This window comes from Flavobacterium sp. RSSB_23 (assembly GCF_051547145.1).
Taxonomy (GTDB): domain Bacteria; phylum Bacteroidota; class Bacteroidia; order Flavobacteriales; family Flavobacteriaceae; genus Flavobacterium.
The window spans coordinates 1-16,742 of record NZ_JBPTTO010000017.1; the positions used below are offsets into that span (position 1 = coordinate 1).

The following is a 16,742-nucleotide window of genomic DNA, read 5'->3' on the forward strand; positions in this document are numbered from 1 at the left end:
GATTTTCTAGAAACATCGTCCCGCTCTTCGTTACACCCGAGCGCTAGCGAATTGACGAAGTAAGCTTTGTTGCTGAACACCAACAACAAAGGATTTCCTCTACGATCAGGGCTAAAAGTAATGATTTGACTCCTTGGCATCACTTCAAAGATGCTTATGTTTAGTCTATAGGATTTCCAAGGTTTTCAATTAGCTTGCAGGTCTTATTCAATAATCAAAATTATCAAAATACCTACAAGGTCAAAAAAAGACCTTGCAGGAAATCATAAAAAAATTGATTTAGCCTACACGACCTGCAAGGTTCTTAAAACCTTGTAGGTCTTATTCAATAATCATACTTTCCTAAATACTTACATGTTCAAAAAAAGACCTTGCAGGAAATCCAGAAGAAAACTATTGATTAAATGACACCCATTTTTTTCATCAAAAAGGTAGCACTCTTGTTTTGACAAATACCTTCTCGCAATTGGTAATCGAAATGCAATTCTTCGTTTTTAATTTCGACTTCAAAACATTTATTGGTTAAAATTTGAGGGTATTCGTTAGTAGTCAAACAGACTTCAATATCATGGGTCGCAATTGCTCCAATCGCTTTCTTTGCAATTACTTTTTTGACCACTTCAATCGTTCCACTGCGCTTGTCATCTGAGTTGGTACCGCGCAAAATTTCGTCCAATAAGACATAAGCAGGGCTTTCATCCAATCCATCCATAATTTGCTTTAGGCGCTTGATTTCAGCAAAAAAATAGGATTCACTGTCCGATAACGAATCCGATAGTCGCATCGATACCAACACAGGCAAAGGATGCACATTCGCTTGAGTAGCACAAACAGGCGCACCCATTCCCGCTAAGACCATATTGACTCCCAAGCTTCGCAAAAAAGTACTTTTGCCTGACATGTTAGAGCCTGTCAAAATTATAAAGGATTGAGGTTGAAAAGCTACTGTATTCCCTACTCTGGTTTTCGGATTCAATAGAGGATGACTCAAACTTTCGAAAGCAATTTTGTACTCCTCATTCAATTTTGGAAAAGCAAAATCAAGATTATTAAATGAAAAATTGGCTAAACTATTGAGCATTTCAAACTCACCAATTACATCTAGGTCACATTCAAGATTCTTAGCATGTTCTTTTTTCCAAAGCAAGCAGGCATTCAAAATATGAATATTAAAAAGAAATAATCCATTAAAAAGCACCGATACTACCAAATTGTTGGTACTGTCTAACTTTGAAAAAATTGAGGATAATGACTTTATTTTAGCACTAACTGGAAGCCCATCCACGCTCAAAATCTCTTGTAATTGTTTGCATTTAATGGAATCGAACTTTTCATTTTCAATTTTCAGAAAAAGTTGACTATAATTGTCTAGCATCGTATTGATTTCGGAAGAATGTGCGTTTTCAGCCATGATTCTTTTAACATAGCCACCAGCAAGTACTAAGTTCACCACAAATAAAAAGGCAAAATACTTCAGCCAAATAGGATTGAAAGTAGTAAGATAGCCCATTACGAATCCCATCAAAACAATGGGTAAACCATACGATAAGACCGTTGTAATTTTAGAAACTGCCTTAGTATTAAAACTGCACCATTGCAACAATCGAGTGTAACTACTTTTATTGTCCTGTCCAACTCTAGCACTAGCCAAAAAAGATTGGCGCCAATCCAACTTGTCCCGCAATTCTTTTATAGCATCTTGAAGGAGCAGTATTTCTTTGGGTTCCTTGTTTATTAGCAAATGAGCCGCTAACCTTTTTTTTCCCATAAAAGTACCCGTACGGTTTAGACTTTGAAACAAAGAATTTGGTCCAAAAATATCTAAATCATAGGCATAGGGATGATGTGCATCATTGTATTCTGCACCATTTTCAAAAGGAATGTTCTTTCGCTCCAAGAACACAATTTCATCTGCATTACAATCAACGATTGCTTGCGTAAGTTTCTTTTGATAAGCCAAACGAGTATGCCAACGCATTAGCATAAAAAAACCAGCAAATGCAAAAGTCCCTATTAAAAGTAAACTTGCATTGTTGGTTTTTTGATAATAATAAAGTGAGAGCAACATCACTACAATAGTAAACAACCGTCCAAAACTGATTCGGTTATACTGCTTTTGAAGTTGTTTTACTTTTTGTTCATTACTCGCTTTTTTCTGTATGTAAATTTCCATTATCTATTCAATCAACCACAAATATAAAGGTTTCCTTGAGTATCAAACGGATAATAGTAAAAAAATAACTACTCTTTTAAGACAACAATTCAAAATCTAGAAGCGTATAGCTTCCTTTACTCTTAGATGGAATTGAAAAACTGTCCTCTCTTTGCTACTTACATTATTTCTTATAATACTTTTTGTATTTTGGATAGGTCAGCGCTCCAATTAAAGAGAAAGTCCCTAATGAATACCAAATCCAACTCAATGATTTTGCTTCACCACTAGCATAGGAATGCAAGCCCACCAAATGGAAATTTACCCCATAATAGGTGAATAAAATAGAAAGAAAAGCAAACATACTCATCAAATTAAAAATCCATTTTCCTCTCAATGAAGGAACGAATCGCATGTGAATTACAAAAGCATACACCATAATACTGATCAAAGCCCAAGTTTCTTTTGGATCCCAACCCCAATAACGTCCCCAACTTTCGTTGGCCCATTGTCCGCCTAAGAAATTCCCAATCGTAAGCATCACCAAACCTATTGTCAATGCCATTTCGTTGATATAGGTCAACTCTTGGATGTTCAAATCCATTTTTGCTTTGTTTTTATCGTTAGTAAAGAAAATCAACAATAAAGAAACAAATCCTAAAATCATACCTAGCGCAAATGGTCCATAACTCGCTACAATTACCGCCACGTGTATCATTAACCAATACGAATTCAAAACCGGTTGTAAGTTTGCAATTTCAGGATCGATCCAGTTGGCATAAGCAGCTGCCAAAATCATCGCTGTTACAAAAGCCGCTGAAGCTACAGTTAGTTTTGATTTTCTATCAAAAGCCAATCCAAAGAACATGGTGGCCCATGCAATATAAATAATCGATTCGTAAGCATTACTCCAAGGTGCATGTCCAGAAATGTACCATCTAGCGATTAATCCTAACGTATGAAGCGCAAACAAAAGTCCTATAAAAATATGGAATCCATTAATAACTATACGTAAGGCCTTTCTATCTTTAAAAATCTGAATGATAGTAAAAATTATCATCATAATCGCACCAAACAAATAAACATACGGTAACTTTTGAAATACATCATACTTATTATAGGCTATTTCAAGATCAATCTTTTCTTCTGTAGGTCGAACTTTTGCACCAAATTTCTTTTGATACCCATTGATGCTTTCTAATAACTCATCAGAAGTGTCATAGGATTGGGTTTTAATGGCATTATTCAAGGTACCAAAATACAAGGGCAAAATACTCTTGGTATAGGTAGAATCCATTCCTTTTAATCCTGCTTCATTCAATTCTAAATAGGAAACCCATTTCGAATTTTCATGATTAGGAATCGGAAAAATCTTCAAGATGCGTCCGCTCAACGCCGATTCCATCAAGTTGACTTTTTTATCCGTTTCGATAAAATCTTTTTCAAACTGATTTGGATTTGCCGCTTTATAAGCAGCATCTAAATAAGGAGACAATTTGTAATTTCCTTTTTCGTCAAAAAACGTAATAAAAGGTGCAAACTTGGCTTTACTATCTATACCAATGATCTTACGAATACTATCGTTTTTTGGGGTGATATAAATCAAAGGTACTTCCAGCCAAATATTAGCAAATTGTGTCATCGATAAGAAAACCTGATCCGAATTCATTCCTTTAAAAGTATCTGAATGGCTCACTTTTCGCAACAATTCAGACGAAAAAGTATTGATTGGTTTCATTCTCCCACCAGCATCCTGAATAATCAATCGTCCAAATTTAGCCGCATGTTCTGCTTTGATCGTATTGTTTTTCAATAGCGCATCCAATTCGGCTTCCGTTGGCGCTTTACGGGTATGCATCACGGATTGCTCGTGATTATGACCGTCACCTTCTGTATGGTTATGGCCTTCGTGACTTTGTGCAAAACCTTGCAGTCCAAAAAACAACAAGAAGACAGAAAGTAATTTCGCTTTCTTGTTTTTTACAACTTCTAGTTTTCTTTTTAAATCGCCAAAACGAGAATGTTTGGTAAATAAAATGGCCATCATAGCAAAATACAATAAAAAGTACCCCAAATACGTGATGTTCGTTCCCCAGAAATCATGGTTTACAGATAGTACCGTTCCTTTTTCATCCGGATCAAAAGAGGATTGAAAAAAGCGGTATTGTTTGTGATCCAAGACATGATTCATATAAATACGCGCGTCAAAATTTTCTTTCCCATCCAAAACAGTGACTTGGCTCTCAAAAGCCGAATAACTCTTTTCCGTTCCAGGATATTTGGTGGCTATAAAATCATTCAGTTTCACTTTGAAAGGCAACATATACTCTTTACTTCCGTAGAAAATAGCAAAATCTAATTTTCCAATTTTTACGGTTTTAGGCTCGCCTACTTTACCTTTAGAACCCAAAATAGTTACTTTTTCGGTCTTTCCTTGCGAGGTGATACTCAATTCTATAGCATCTTCATGATTTTTAGCTTTAAAATCATTGTTTGATTCGTAAGCAATTACCCCTTTAACCGCAGGCTCTGGGAAAACAATTCGTTTTTCGCCAATAGAATAAAGAGAACGCATCATTAAGGGTTGCACCACGTCTTTGTTTACTTTTCCTTCTAACTTATCTGCCATACGCATAAAGTTTCCTTCAAATGGGGTTTGGATAGTGTATTCTTTTCCCGTAGTCGTAATATTGATAGCTCCTTCTGTATATTTATTCAAAGCATACAAAACGTTATGAATATTTTGTACTTCCCCTTCTTTTAAGAAATGTTCTTCTCTTCCACCTTCACCCGCTTCCACTATTTTTAAATATAGTGTTCCTTTTGCATCGGGCTTGATATATTCCTTTGCGCCCATAATGAAGTTTTCGTATTTCACTTCAAAAGGGATATCGGCAAATTCATCAGAAATCGAAAAATTATTTTGAGTTACAGGAGATAACAAAACTGGTTCTTCAAAAGTTCGGCGTCTTGGTTCGCCCTTGTACTCCCCATCAACAAAAACAGTTACAAACGTTTTATCGGAAAAAATTCGGCTTTCAGTAGCACCTTCTCTAATTGGCATCATGCCTTCATAGCTAATATAGCGTGTAATGAATGCGCCGATTATAATAAAGATGAAAGCCAAATGCAGCAATAAAGTTGCCCATTTTTCTTTTTTCAACAATTGGTATCTTTTGATGTTTCCAAAGAAATTAATCAAGAAAAACACATGAATAGCCTCAAACCACCATGCATTATAAATCCAAATTTTGGCCGTATCTGTATTGTACTTACTTTCGATAAATGTTCCAGTTGCCATTGCTACTGCATAGGCAATAAAAAGGATTGCCATTAATCGTGTTGAAAATAAAAAGGAGTAGTATTTTTTATCCATTTATTGTATTCATTGGTTTTGAAAAGTGTCGCAAAAGTACTTAAATATTGTTGATTTGAAACTTCCACCCTTGTTAATTTAATCTAAAATTAAGTGAGAAAAAACAATACAAAACCGTTTGATTAAGTGTGACGTTAAGAAGCAAGACGAAAAAACCAAAGCCTTTTATAGCTCTAAAAAAATCACTAATTTTGCGATATGATTAAAGTAACACTTATCGGTGCAGGTAACGTTGCACAACACCTTATTTCAACCTTTCTCACGGCTTCGGACATAGAAATCGTACAAGTTTTTGCTCGAAACAGTACCACAACTATCGCTGGAATTGCACCTCACAAAATTACAAGTAGTTACAGTGCTTTACAAGATGCAGATGTTTACATAATTGCCGTATCTGATGACGCGATTGCTGCTGTTTCTGAACAATTGCCATTTGAAAACCGCTTAGTGGTACATACCTCTGGTGCAGCCCCATTGGATTCCTTGAACGATAAAAATCGCAAAGGAGTATTTTATCCTTTGCAAACCTTTACAAAAGGAAAACCCGTAAATTTCAAAGTAATCCCAATGTGTCTAGAAACATTAGTCCCTGACGATTATTTCATTTTGGAAAAAGTGGCTACTGCTATTTCAGACAACGTTCATACTATCAATTCTCATCAACGAAAAGCATTGCATGTGGCCGCTGTTTTTGTAAATAATTTCACTAACTATTTATATCAATTAGGTAATGAAATTTGCATAGAAAACCACGTTCCTTTTGACATTTTAAAGCCCTTAATTTTAGAAACTGCCGAGAAATTATTGACCCTTTCACCAAAAGAAGCACAAACTGGCCCCGCTAAGCGCAATGATGTTTCTACTATAGAGGCGCATGAATCATTTTTATCTAATGAAAATCAATCCACTATATATAAAATCCTAACCCAATCTATACAAAATCATGGCAAAAAGTTATAAAGAAATAATGAATGATATTACTACGTTTGTGTTTGACGTAGATGGCGTACTTACTGATGGTTCTGTATTTGTAAATAACGCTGGTGAAATGCTACGAACCATGAACATCCGCGATGGCTATGCATTAAAAGCGGCTGTAGATAATGGCTACAATGTTTGTATTATTTCTGGCGGAAGCAATGAAGGCGTTAGAGTACGTTTGAGAAATTTAGGCATCACTGATATTCATTTAGGCACGCCCGATAAAGTGGCAACTTTTGACGAATACACCGATGTTTATAATATTCAGCCTAAACACGTCTTGTACATGGGAGACGACATTCCTGATTATCACGTCATGCAATTGGTAGGATTACCTACTTGTCCTCAAGACGCAAGTCCAGAAATAAAAGCCATTTCAAAATACATTTCACATAAAAATGGTGGACAAGGTGCTGTTCGAGATGTGATTGAACAAGTTATGAAAGTACAAGGCAAATGGATGGAAAGCTTTGATGGAAAGCATGATTAAAAATCATGCATTTACAGCGGTTACTACAAGTTTTGAAATTTAAAAAAAAGCAACTTGTTTACCAAGACGCTATTGCGTTTAAATGGGTTCCTTCAGAAAGAAGCAATCAAAAAATACTAGCCAATTGCTATTCAAATATTACAATACAACAATGCCTATATCTCCTAATTTCACTTCAATTTTATCCAAAAACTGGGAAATCAATTTTACGCAATGTGCGCCTAATGGGTATTTAAAATATACCGAATTGTGCAATTTGCTCCAATTAACCGCTGCAGCCCATTCTGAACTTGGAGGCATCAGCTTTGCCGACATGCAAGAATTCCATCAAGCTTGGGTATTGAGCAGAATGCGAGTAGAAATCGAGGCATTGCCTAAATGGGGAGATACCGTTACGGTAACCACTTGGATTAATTCTTTAGAAAACTCCCGTTCGGTAAGAGCTTTAGAAGTGCATGTAAATGGAAAAAAAATAGTAGGTTCTGAGACATTTTGGGCAGTTTTTAACACCCAAAAACGTCGTCCTGAGGCCTTGGCCTTACCTTATGAACATTTTGAATTGTATCCTGATAGAAAGGCTACTACAAATACATTCGCTAAAATAGACATACATCACGAAAAAGAGATTTTGTTTGAGAAAACGGTTTGTCTTTCTGATTTAGACATCGTCAACCATGCCAATAATGTAAAGTATCTAGAATGGTGTTTGGATTTGGTTGAGCCAAAGTTGTTATTACAACAAAAACTAGCTAGTTTTGAAATGAATTTTTTAAAAGAGTTATCTCTGAATGACAGCGTTCAAATTCATGAAAACCTAGAAGAAAAAGACACTATTTTCAGTATAACAAAAGAAGAAAAAACCTGTTTTGCCCTACAACTGCATTTTAAATAAAAACAAAAAAGCTTCGAAAAATTCGAAGCTTTTTTGTTTTATGATTATTAGGCTGTAGCACTACTTTTTACTACCAATCTGAATCCTTCACCGTGGATGTTTAAGATTTCAACATCTTCGTCTGGTTTAAGGTATTTTCTTAATTTGGCGATGTACACATCCATACTTCTTGAAGTAAAATAGTTATCATCTCTCCAAATTTTAGTCAACGCTAATTCTCTTGGCATTAAATCATTTTCATGAAGAATAAGCATTTTTAGCAATTCATTCTCTTTTGGAGACAATTTGATTGGCTCTTCGTTTTGGAAGGTCAAAAATCTCAATTTAGAATTCAAATGGAATTTTCCAATATTGAATTCAAACTGCACTTGGTCTGTTTTCACTTCAGAAGATTTTCTTTGAATGATGGCTTTGATTTTCATCAACAACACTTCTGAATCAAAAGGCTTGTTCAAATAATCATCAGCACCTGCTTTATAGCCTTTCATCACATCTTCTTTCATTGTTTTTGCAGTTAAAAAGATGATTGGCACTTCGCTGTTTTTCTCACGAATTTCTTTCGCCAACGTGTAGCCATCTTTGTAAGGCATCATGACATCTAAGATACACAAATCATAATTGTCCTTCTTAAATTTTTCAAAACCTTCCATTCCGTTTTTTGCTAGCACAACATCAAAGTCATTTAGCATCAAATAATCTTTTAAAACCGCTCCAAAATTCAAATCGTCTTCTACTAGTAGAATCTTTTTATTTACATTTTCCATTCGCTAATTTATTAGTGGTATTTTTATGATAAAGGTACTTCCTTTACCCTTTTCGCTTTCTACATAAACTTGACCGTTATGGTCTTCAACTATTTGTTTTACATATGCTAAACCAAGACCATGACCTTTCACATTATGCAAATCCCCCGTGTGTTCTCTATAAAACTTTTCGAACACGCGTTTTTGAGCAATTTTACTCATTCCCAAACCATTGTCTTTCACTTTAATCAAAAGCATGTCTTTGATATTTTCAGTATAAATGTCAATTTTAGGAATGCCCGGTGTGTATTTTATGGCATTTTCTAGTATGTTGACAATTACATTTGTAAAGTGAAAATCATTTAATAGCACTGTTGTTCTAGAGGCTTCAAAATGCAAATCAATTTTTCCTTCTCTATCTTCTAAAATTAAATTTACGTGCTCTATTGCGTCCTCTATAACTTCTTCTACATTTTTAGACTCTTTGATAATGTCTAATTCTTTCTTCTCCAGTTTAGAGATTCTTAACACATTCTCAACTTGAGCATGCATTCTTTTGTTTTCGTCTCGAATCATTTCGAGATATTTAAAAACCTTATCTTTATCTTCAATGATTTTTGGGTTACGTATCGCATCTAAAGCCAAATTAATCGTAGCAATAGGTGTTTTGAACTCATGCGTCATGTTGTTGATAAAATCCGTTTTAATCTCAGAAATTTGACGTTGCCTAATCAACTGATTCAAAGCAGAAGTATAGGCAATTAAAATAATCAAAGTGAAAATGATGGACAAAACAGTGATACTTACCAATTCAGACAACAAAAACTTCTTTTTGTATGGAAAAGTAACTAGTAGTTTGTATTTTTCTGTTCCTTCATTATCAGTAAAGATTGGTGTAGAATACGTAGCATCTTTATCATAGCTAAAGTTTTCAGAACGAATTTTTGTTGCCAAACCGTTACTGTATACTCCAAACTCAAAATGCGTATTTACTCCATTTTCATCTAATTCTTTTTTTATCAACTTATTAAGAACGTCATTGGAAACTCTTTCTTGTATTGGCATTGCAGAAGCAATGTCTTTGTATGAAATTTCAAATTGTGCGTTATCAAGAATGTCTAAATTCCCTGATTTTTCAATTTTCACATCTGGTATCAAGCTTTTCTGATAACCAGAATTATCAATACTGTTGTTATTATAAATTTCGGTGGTTCTCTTAGAGTTAAAATTCTTAAACTTTAAATCGTCTTTCTTTTTATTCGAGAACGATGGACTTATTTTATAATCTTCAGAAATGATACTATTAGAATAGACAATGGTTTTATTGGTTTTCTTATTTTTTTGAACCAATGTGAACTCCATTATATCCTCTCTCTGTGGAATTCTACCCGTACTATCTTTTAGCTTATTGTATCTGTCATAAAAATTATAGGCCTCTTGCTTTTCTAATTTTTCAGCAACATTTCCTATAACTTGTTTAACATGAAATTTGAATTGTTCATCATTATTGTTAAAAGAGGAATTGAACCAATAAACCTGTACAAGAATTATACCAATAAGGGACAAACTCATTAACAGCACCAATAATCTAAAAAACATCCTATTCATGTCACAAAATTAACATTTTAACAATATAATAAATAATGCATTAACCAAATATTAACATTATATCCTCAAATTGTTTTATCTATAAAATTTTAAGAATTTTAACAACTTGTGATTTTGTCATTTCCAAATCGGTGTTCTCGATCACAAAGTCGCTTTTTGCAATACGCTGATCGTCTGACCATTGGCTTTTCATTCGCAAAAGGACTTGCTCTTCAGTAGTAGTATCGCGAGCCATTACCCGCTGTAGTTTCACGGACAAGGGCGCAGTAACTGTAATTATTTTATTACATTTTTCATTTCCTTTGCTTTCAAAGAGGATTGCAGATTCATAAATGATAAATGGAAAATGTTGGTGATTGGACAACCAAAGTTTGAAGTGATTTGCTACTGCAGGATGCACAATAGCATTTAGTTGTTGTAATTTTTCAGGGTCTGCAAATACAATAGCCGCTAATTTTTGTCTGTTAAGCACTCCCAATTCGAATATTGCTTCCCCAAAAACTGCTTTAATTTGAGAAAGTATGGTTTGAGACTCCATTACTTCTTTGCCTGCATCATCGGCTATATAAACAGGAACCCCCAATTCTTTGAAAAAATTAGCTACCGTAGTTTTACCACTACCAATACCTCCTGTTAAACCAATGATAGCCGTCATTTATACTTTAAAAAATAATTCAGGAAAGGCTTCTTGCGGTTTTTGTTTCAAAAGCACCACTTTTACAAAGGACACTAAAAATCCTGTTCCGTATCCCCAAAACTGCTTCCAAACGGCTATCATGGAAAGATATCCGACTTTTATATTTTTATTTTGAATAGAAGACGTAATAAAAATTAGAATAAAATAGATGAAATACAATTGCAGTAAAAAATCAAAATTTTGGCTAAACAAATACATAAAAATAGAGAACCCTAGTCCAAGGATAAACAAACTTGGAAAGAAGAAGGTTGGTTTGCTGTATTTTGGATACCAGCTGTTCAAAATTGGTCTTGCCTTACCGAATTTATTCACTTGAATAGCAAATTTTTCCCAGTCGATTCTTCTTTTGTGGTAGACATATGCCTGTGGAATTAATCTCGTTTCAAAGCCTAATTCCCATAATCGAATTGACAAATCAGGATCTTCTCCTGGATGAATATTTCCAAATCCTTTTGAGACTTCAAAAGCTCTACGTGACAATCCCATATTAAAACTACGCGGTTGGAATTTACCAATTTTCTCTGAACCGCCACGGATACCTCCAGTGGTCAAAAAAGAAGTCATCGCAAAATTGATGGCCTTTTGAATGTCAGAGAAGCTATCCAAAGCTTTATCGGGCCCGCCAAAACAATCCACATAGGCCTCTTTTAAAGCATTCTCTACTTCTATTAAATAGTTTGCAGGAATAATACAATCTGAATCGAAAATAATGAAATAATTCCCTCTTGCTTTTTCCATACCAAAATTTCTAGAATCACCAGGACCCGAATTTGGTTTGAAATAATACGAAATATTTAATTTGTCAGCATACTTTTCTAATACCTCTTGGCATTTGATAGTCGATCCGTCTTCAATAATTACTATTTCATATACATCATGATACTCCATTTGAGACAAACTCATCAATAGTTCATCTACTTCATCCGGTCGGTTATATACTGGAATAATTAAAGAAAAAAACATAGTAAACAGGGTGGTATTAATATTAGTATTTTCAAATTGTTGTGCAAAGATACTATTTATTCAAACATTTCCATTATTTCTTGGCTTACCCCTACATTGGAGAAACCACCATCATGCATTAAATTTTGCAAGGTTACTTTGCGTGTCAAATCAGAGAACAAGGTAACAGTATAATTGGCACAATCTAAAGCAGAGGCGTTACCAAGTGGCGCCATTTTTTCGGAATAATTGATAAAACCATTAAATCCTTTTACCCCATGTCCCGCCTTAGTAGCGGTGGGAGATTGAGAAATCGTATTTACTCGTACTTTTGATTTTTTACCAAAGAAATACCCGAAGCTTCTCGCTATCGATTCTAAGAAAGCCTTGTTATCGGCCATATCGTTGTAATCTGGAAAAACACGTTGCGCCGCCATATAGGATAAAGCAACAATACTTCCCCATTCATTCATAGCGTCTTTTTTGTATAACACTTGCAGTACTTTGTGAAATGAAACCGCCGAAACATTCCACCCTTTTTCTGTAAAATCGTAATTTTGATTGGTGTAATGATTGCCTTTACGCACATTTACCGACATCCCGATTGAATGCAATACAAAGTCGATTTTTCCTCCCAGAATAACCATGGCCTCATCGACTAATTTTTCTAGATCAGCGACAGAAGTAGCGTCGGCGGGAATGACTTTTGCTCCAGTTTTGCTTGCTAACTGATCAATGTTTCCCATTCGTATAGAAGCTGGAGCATTTGTTAAAACAAAAATCCCACCTTCTTCATGCACACGTTCAGCCGTTTTCCAAGCAATAGAATTTTCATCTAAAGCACCAAAAATAATTCCTTTTTTTCCTTTTAGTAAATTGTACATTTTAACTATCTATTTTTTATCAATAAAAAAACACCTCATTTTAATTTTTACTGTACATAAAATTAAAATAAGGTGTTCTTGTTTTTTTTCTATTAAACTATACTAGGTACGTTTACCAACTCGTTGGCTTCGGCTTGATAATTTACCCCGTCGAACTCAAATCCAAAAAGGTTGTAGAAATCATGACGGTATCCCGCTAAGTCCCCAATTTCTGCAAGATTTTCAGTTGTAGCTTCTGGCCATAACTTAGCCACTAATTCCTGAACATCCTCTCTCATTTCCCAGTCATCAATACGAATTCTACCTTTGTCATCTGTTGCGATTCCCTCGTTGCTGTACAAACGTTCGCTGTACAAACGTTGAATTTGTTCTATACAACCTTCGTGAATTCCTTTTTCTTTCATGATTTTGTACAACAATGAAATATACAATGGAATTACTGGAATAGCTGAACTGGCTTGAGTAACCAATGCTTTGTTAACAGAAACAAACGCTTTTCCGTTGATTTCTTTCAAACTATCCGCAATAGAAAATGCTGTTGCTTCTAGATGGTCTTTAGCTCTTCCTATTGTTCCTTTTCTATAAACCGCTTCTGTTAATGAAGGACCGATATAAGAATAAGCGACAGTCATCGCTCCATCTGCTAATAAGTTTTCAGCTTTTAAAGCGTCAATCCACATAGACCAATCCTCACCTCCCATAACAGCAACAGTATTTTCAATATCATCACCTTCACAAGGTTGGATTGAAATATCTGACACTTTACCAGAATGAAAATCCACCGTTTTGTTTGTATAAACCCCTCCAATAGGTTTTAAAGTAGAACGATGCAATACACCAGTAACTGGGTGTTGACGCACTGGAGAAGCTAAACTATAGACTACTAAATCAACTTGACCTAAATCTTTTTTTATCAAAGCAATCGTTTGTTGCTTCACTTCATTAGAAAAGGCATCACCATTAATACTTTTCGCATACAAACCGGCTTTGTGCGCTTCTTTTTCAAAAGCGGCAGAATTGTACCACCCTGGAGAGGCTGTTTTCCCTTCAGCAGCAGGTTTTTCAAAGAAAACACCAATAGTTGCGGCATTTGATCCGAAAGCACTAGTGATTCTTGAAGCCAACCCAAATCCAGTAGAAGCACCTATCACTAACACTTTTTTAGCACCTTCAATAGTTCCTTTTGATTTGATGTATTCTATTTGATTTTTCACATTTTGTTCGCATCCATCTGGGTGAGATGTCAAACAAATAAATCCTCTCATTCTTGGTTCTATAATCATAGTATCGAAATTTCTTTTTTAAAGTAAAAAAAACTAGTATTAATATTGATTTAATTATTTAATCGACAAATATAGCCCATTTTTTTAGTTCAGCAAGGCTTTGGCGTGATTTAAGGCTGACTCAGAAACAACGGTTCCAGAAAGCATTTGCGCAATTTCAAGTACTCTTTCCTCCTCGGTTAACAACTTCAATTCCGAGTTAGTCACCTCTCCTACTGTACTTTTAGCTACTTTAAAATGCGAATCTCCTTTTGCCGCAATTTGGGGCAAATGGGTAATTGCAAAAACTTGCATGTTAGCACTCATTTGCTTCATGATTTCTCCCATTCGAATAGCAATTTCACCAGAAACACCCGTATCAATTTCGTCAAAAATCAAAGTGGGTAATTTAGAGTATTGTGCCAAAATTGCCTTGACCGCTAACATAATACGTGACATTTCACCACCAGAAGCCACTTTTTTAAGCAACCCAAAATCTCCACCTTTATTGGCAGAAAATAAAAATTGCAATTCTTCTTTACCATTGGCAAAATAAGTTGTTATCAGCTGTAAATCTATTTTAAAACGAACATTGGGCATTCCTAAATTCTCAAGAATTTGTGTCATTTTAGAAGTTAAAACTGGTATTGACTGAAGGCGTTTTTCGTGAATCACATTTGCCAAACCATCTAGCTCTTCCTCTTGACTAGTGATTTCAGCTTTTATTTTTTCGATTTCAGCATCGAGGTTACTAATTGACAGTAATGATTGGTCTAATTCGTTTTGAATTTCCAATAGTTCAGTTACCGATTTCACTTGATGCTTTTTTTGAAGCGTATAAATTAGTTGCAATTTTTGATTCGTGTAATCTAATTTTTCAGGATCACTCAACACCACTTCGGCATGTTGGTTTAATTCGGAACAAATATCATCAAATTCAATGATAACGCTATTTATTCGCTCAAGCAGCTCTTGGTACTTTGCGCTAAAAGGAGTAATCCGTTGAAACGTACTTTTAATTTCTTTCAAATGATGCAAAACTCCAATTTCTTCTTCATTTGCAATGGCTAGCGATTTGTCAATTGCTTCCTTTATGGTCTCCACATTATTCAATCGCTCAAAGTCCTCTTCTAGTTGTTCTTGTTCCCCATCCATAAGTTTGGCTGCCAACAATTCTTCAAGTAAAAAAGTATGGTACTCTTGTTCTTTAATTGACTCTCCTTGTTTTTTTATCAAAGAAGCCAATAGCGCTTTTTCTGTTTTGTATTTTTTTAAACCTTCTTGGTACTTCAGAAGTTCCGATTTATTCTCGGCAATTGCATCAATAATTTTAAATTGTACCGCCTCATCAGACAATTCTTGGGTTTGTTGTTGCGAATGGATGTCAATTAAGTACAGGCTTAGTTCTTGCAATTCTTGCAGATTAACTGGGCTATCATTTATAAAAGCTCTCGATTTACCAGAGGGCAAGATTTCTCTACGGATAATGGTATCCGTTTCATAATCCAAATCGTTATCTTGAAAAAAATCTTGCAAATTGTATTTAGAAATCTCGAAATGCGCTTCGATAACACATTTTTCCTCCGTGTTTTTTAGAGAAGACAAGTCCGCTCTTTTTCCTAAAACTAATCCTAAAGCTCCAAGAATTATAGACTTACCCGCTCCAGTTTCACCTGTGATGATAGATAATCCTTTTGTAAAATCAATAGTAAGTTGATCTATTAAAGCAAAATTTTTGATAGAAAGTGAGGTTATCATTAAAATAAGTTTTGAATAAAGCTACTAATATACGGCAAAAATAGAGGACTTATTAGTATTTAATTTGACTCCATTTACTAGCATTCATTGGAGAGATTTTGTTTAAAGTTTCAACTAAATCGGCAATAGTAATGCTAGGTCCTCCAGAAAATATTGAAGCAATTTCATCGGCTTTGGCATCAAAGAAAACCCTAGTTAAAAAGGCATTTGGTCGTGTTTGGTTTATTTTTGATAAATTTAGAATAGCCGCTTTAATTTTTTCTTTGGCTGATTTCAAATCTGTGCTCATCAAATCTAGTCCTTGATGGTACTCTGCTAAAGCTTGACGGTAAGGCGCAAATGTAGGGGACAGTAAATCGTTTGTTAAGAAAAAACGATTCTGTATCCCGTCTGATTGGCTCCAGCCTTTGTAACCACCCTGTTGCGCTACATTCTGAATATTTTGAGCTGTTTCTAGATGCGCATTTCCACCAAAAGGTAAAAATGTATCCATATTTAAACCCAATATAACATAACTATAATATGCTATAACAGAAACCAAATTGGATTCAAAAACTGATGGGTTGAAAATTAAATTTTCAAATTCAACATATCTAAAATTAAAATCTTTGTCGTTAAAATTAAAAACTGGGGCACTGTAAGTAGAATTATAAATCAACCTAGAAGACTGCACTTGGATGGTGCCCGAAAACTGGTCTGAATTGATTGAAGAAAGCGTAATAAACATGGAACACTTGATTCTTTCATTTTGCTTTAGCGCTTGTCCTGTCCAATCGGTTTTATTTACAAATTCATTAAGAGCAATCTCTAAATTTTTAATTAATTGTTGATTGGTATTCGTAACTTTTTGGGCATTGATAACTACCGAACAATTCAATTGCTGAGCCAACAAAAAGGTGGTATTGAACAAAATCAAGAAAAGGACTCCTATAACTCTATGCATATTCAAAAGTATTG

At 34.8% G+C, this 16,742-nt stretch carries 13 protein-coding genes; 3 read left to right on the plus strand and 10 right to left on the minus strand.

Going from position 1 to position 16,742, the window contains the following annotated elements; all coding sequences use genetic code 11:
* Positions 1-400 precede the first annotated feature (400 nt).
* The gene (locus tag ACSVH9_RS15420) at positions 401-2,173 is read right to left on the minus strand and encodes a MutS-related protein (RefSeq protein ID WP_438064477.1); all 1,773 of its coding nucleotides are present in this window, start codon (positions 2,171-2,173) and stop codon (positions 401-403) included.
* Between the two features lie 163 nt (positions 2,174-2,336).
* Positions 2,337-5,528 carry a cytochrome c biogenesis protein CcsA gene (gene ccsA, locus ACSVH9_RS15425; RefSeq protein WP_438064478.1) on the minus strand — a complete coding sequence of 1,064 codons (3,192 nt, stop codon included), beginning with the start codon at positions 5,526-5,528 and terminating at the stop codon, positions 2,337-2,339.
* A gap of 198 nt (positions 5,529-5,726) precedes the next feature.
* On the opposite strand from ccsA, the gene ACSVH9_RS15430 reads away from it, so the two are divergent.
* The 3 genes from ACSVH9_RS15430 (at position 5,727) to ACSVH9_RS15440 (ending at position 7,891) form a co-directional block, all read left to right on the plus strand.
* Complete coding sequence (locus ACSVH9_RS15430; protein WP_438064479.1) at positions 5,727-6,488, plus strand: Rossmann-like and DUF2520 domain-containing protein; 762 nt, start codon at positions 5,727-5,729, stop codon at positions 6,486-6,488.
* Complete coding sequence (locus ACSVH9_RS15435) at positions 6,472-6,999, plus strand: KdsC family phosphatase (protein WP_438064480.1); 528 nt, start codon at positions 6,472-6,474, stop codon at positions 6,997-6,999. The genes ACSVH9_RS15430 and ACSVH9_RS15435 overlap by 17 nt, the downstream gene beginning before the upstream one ends.
* Positions 7,000-7,150: 151 nt before the next feature.
* Entirely contained in the window at positions 7,151-7,891 is a 741-nt protein-coding gene (locus tag ACSVH9_RS15440; protein ID WP_438064481.1) for an acyl-[acyl-carrier-protein] thioesterase, read from the plus strand.
* Between the two features lie 47 nt (positions 7,892-7,938).
* On the opposite strand, the gene ACSVH9_RS15445 is transcribed toward ACSVH9_RS15440, so the two are convergent.
* The 8 genes from ACSVH9_RS15445 to ACSVH9_RS15480 all read right to left on the minus strand — a co-directional run bounded on the left by ACSVH9_RS15445 (position 7,939) and on the right by ACSVH9_RS15480 (position 16,728).
* A complete protein-coding gene (locus ACSVH9_RS15445) occupies positions 7,939-8,655 on the minus strand; it encodes a response regulator transcription factor (protein WP_438064482.1) in 717 nt (238 codons plus the stop codon).
* 3 nt (positions 8,656-8,658) lie between these two features.
* Positions 8,659-10,242: a sensor histidine kinase gene (locus ACSVH9_RS15450; RefSeq protein WP_438064483.1), complete on the minus strand. Its 1,584-nt coding sequence runs from the start codon at positions 10,240-10,242 to the stop codon at positions 8,659-8,661.
* A 79-nt stretch (positions 10,243-10,321) separates the two neighbouring features.
* Complete coding sequence (gene coaE, locus ACSVH9_RS15455; RefSeq protein ID WP_438064484.1) at positions 10,322-10,897, minus strand: dephospho-CoA kinase; 576 nt, start codon at positions 10,895-10,897, stop codon at positions 10,322-10,324.
* Positions 10,898-11,902, minus strand: a complete 1,005-nt coding sequence (locus ACSVH9_RS15460; RefSeq protein ID WP_438064485.1) for a glycosyltransferase — start codon at positions 11,900-11,902, stop codon at positions 10,898-10,900.
* Between the two features lie 56 nt (positions 11,903-11,958).
* Positions 11,959-12,765: an enoyl-ACP reductase FabI gene (locus ACSVH9_RS15465; protein WP_159684781.1), complete on the minus strand. Its 807-nt coding sequence runs from the start codon at positions 12,763-12,765 to the stop codon at positions 11,959-11,961.
* 92 nt (positions 12,766-12,857) lie between these two features.
* Positions 12,858-14,048, minus strand: a complete 1,191-nt coding sequence (gene fabV / locus ACSVH9_RS15470; protein ID WP_438064486.1) for an enoyl-ACP reductase FabV — start codon at positions 14,046-14,048, stop codon at positions 12,858-12,860.
* 84 nt (positions 14,049-14,132) lie between these two features.
* The gene (gene recN / locus ACSVH9_RS15475; protein WP_438064487.1) at positions 14,133-15,785 is read right to left on the minus strand and encodes a DNA repair protein RecN; all 1,653 of its coding nucleotides are present in this window, start codon (positions 15,783-15,785) and stop codon (positions 14,133-14,135) included.
* Between the two features lie 52 nt (positions 15,786-15,837).
* Positions 15,838-16,728 carry a DUF4835 family protein gene (locus ACSVH9_RS15480; protein WP_438064488.1) on the minus strand — a complete coding sequence of 297 codons (891 nt, stop codon included), beginning with the start codon at positions 16,726-16,728 and terminating at the stop codon, positions 15,838-15,840.
* Between the last annotated feature and the right edge of the window lie 14 nt (positions 16,729-16,742).

Excerpts from the sequence above, each read along its gene's own strand:
- recN (WP_438064487.1), bottom strand. The coding sequence starts at position 15,785 with ATGATAACCTCACTTTCTATCAAAAATTTTGCTTTAATAGATCAACTT.
- ACSVH9_RS15435 (WP_438064480.1), top strand. The coding sequence starts at position 6,472 with ATGGCAAAAAGTTATAAAGAAATAATGAATGATATTACTACGTTTGTG.
- coaE (WP_438064484.1), bottom strand. The coding sequence starts at position 10,897 with ATGACGGCTATCATTGGTTTAACAGGAGGTATTGGTAGTGGTAAAACT.
- ACSVH9_RS15445 (WP_438064482.1), bottom strand. The coding sequence starts at position 8,655 with ATGGAAAATGTAAATAAAAAGATTCTACTAGTAGAAGACGATTTGAAT.
- ACSVH9_RS15420 (WP_438064477.1), bottom strand. The coding sequence starts at position 2,173 with ATGGAAATTTACATACAGAAAAAAGCGAGTAATGAACAAAAAGTAAAA.
- ACSVH9_RS15465 (WP_159684781.1), bottom strand. The coding sequence starts at position 12,765 with ATGTACAATTTACTAAAAGGAAAAAAAGGAATTATTTTTGGTGCTTTA.
- ACSVH9_RS15430 (WP_438064479.1), top strand. The coding sequence starts at position 5,727 with ATGATTAAAGTAACACTTATCGGTGCAGGTAACGTTGCACAACACCTT.
- ACSVH9_RS15440 (WP_438064481.1), top strand. The coding sequence starts at position 7,151 with ATGCCTATATCTCCTAATTTCACTTCAATTTTATCCAAAAACTGGGAA.
- ACSVH9_RS15460 (WP_438064485.1), bottom strand. The coding sequence starts at position 11,902 with ATGTTTTTTTCTTTAATTATTCCAGTATATAACCGACCGGATGAAGTA.
- ACSVH9_RS15480 (WP_438064488.1), bottom strand. The coding sequence starts at position 16,728 with ATGCATAGAGTTATAGGAGTCCTTTTCTTGATTTTGTTCAATACCACC.
- ccsA (WP_438064478.1), bottom strand. The coding sequence starts at position 5,528 with ATGGATAAAAAATACTACTCCTTTTTATTTTCAACACGATTAATGGCA.
- ACSVH9_RS15450 (WP_438064483.1), bottom strand. The coding sequence starts at position 10,242 with ATGAATAGGATGTTTTTTAGATTATTGGTGCTGTTAATGAGTTTGTCC.
- fabV (WP_438064486.1), bottom strand. The coding sequence starts at position 14,048 with ATGATTATAGAACCAAGAATGAGAGGATTTATTTGTTTGACATCTCAC.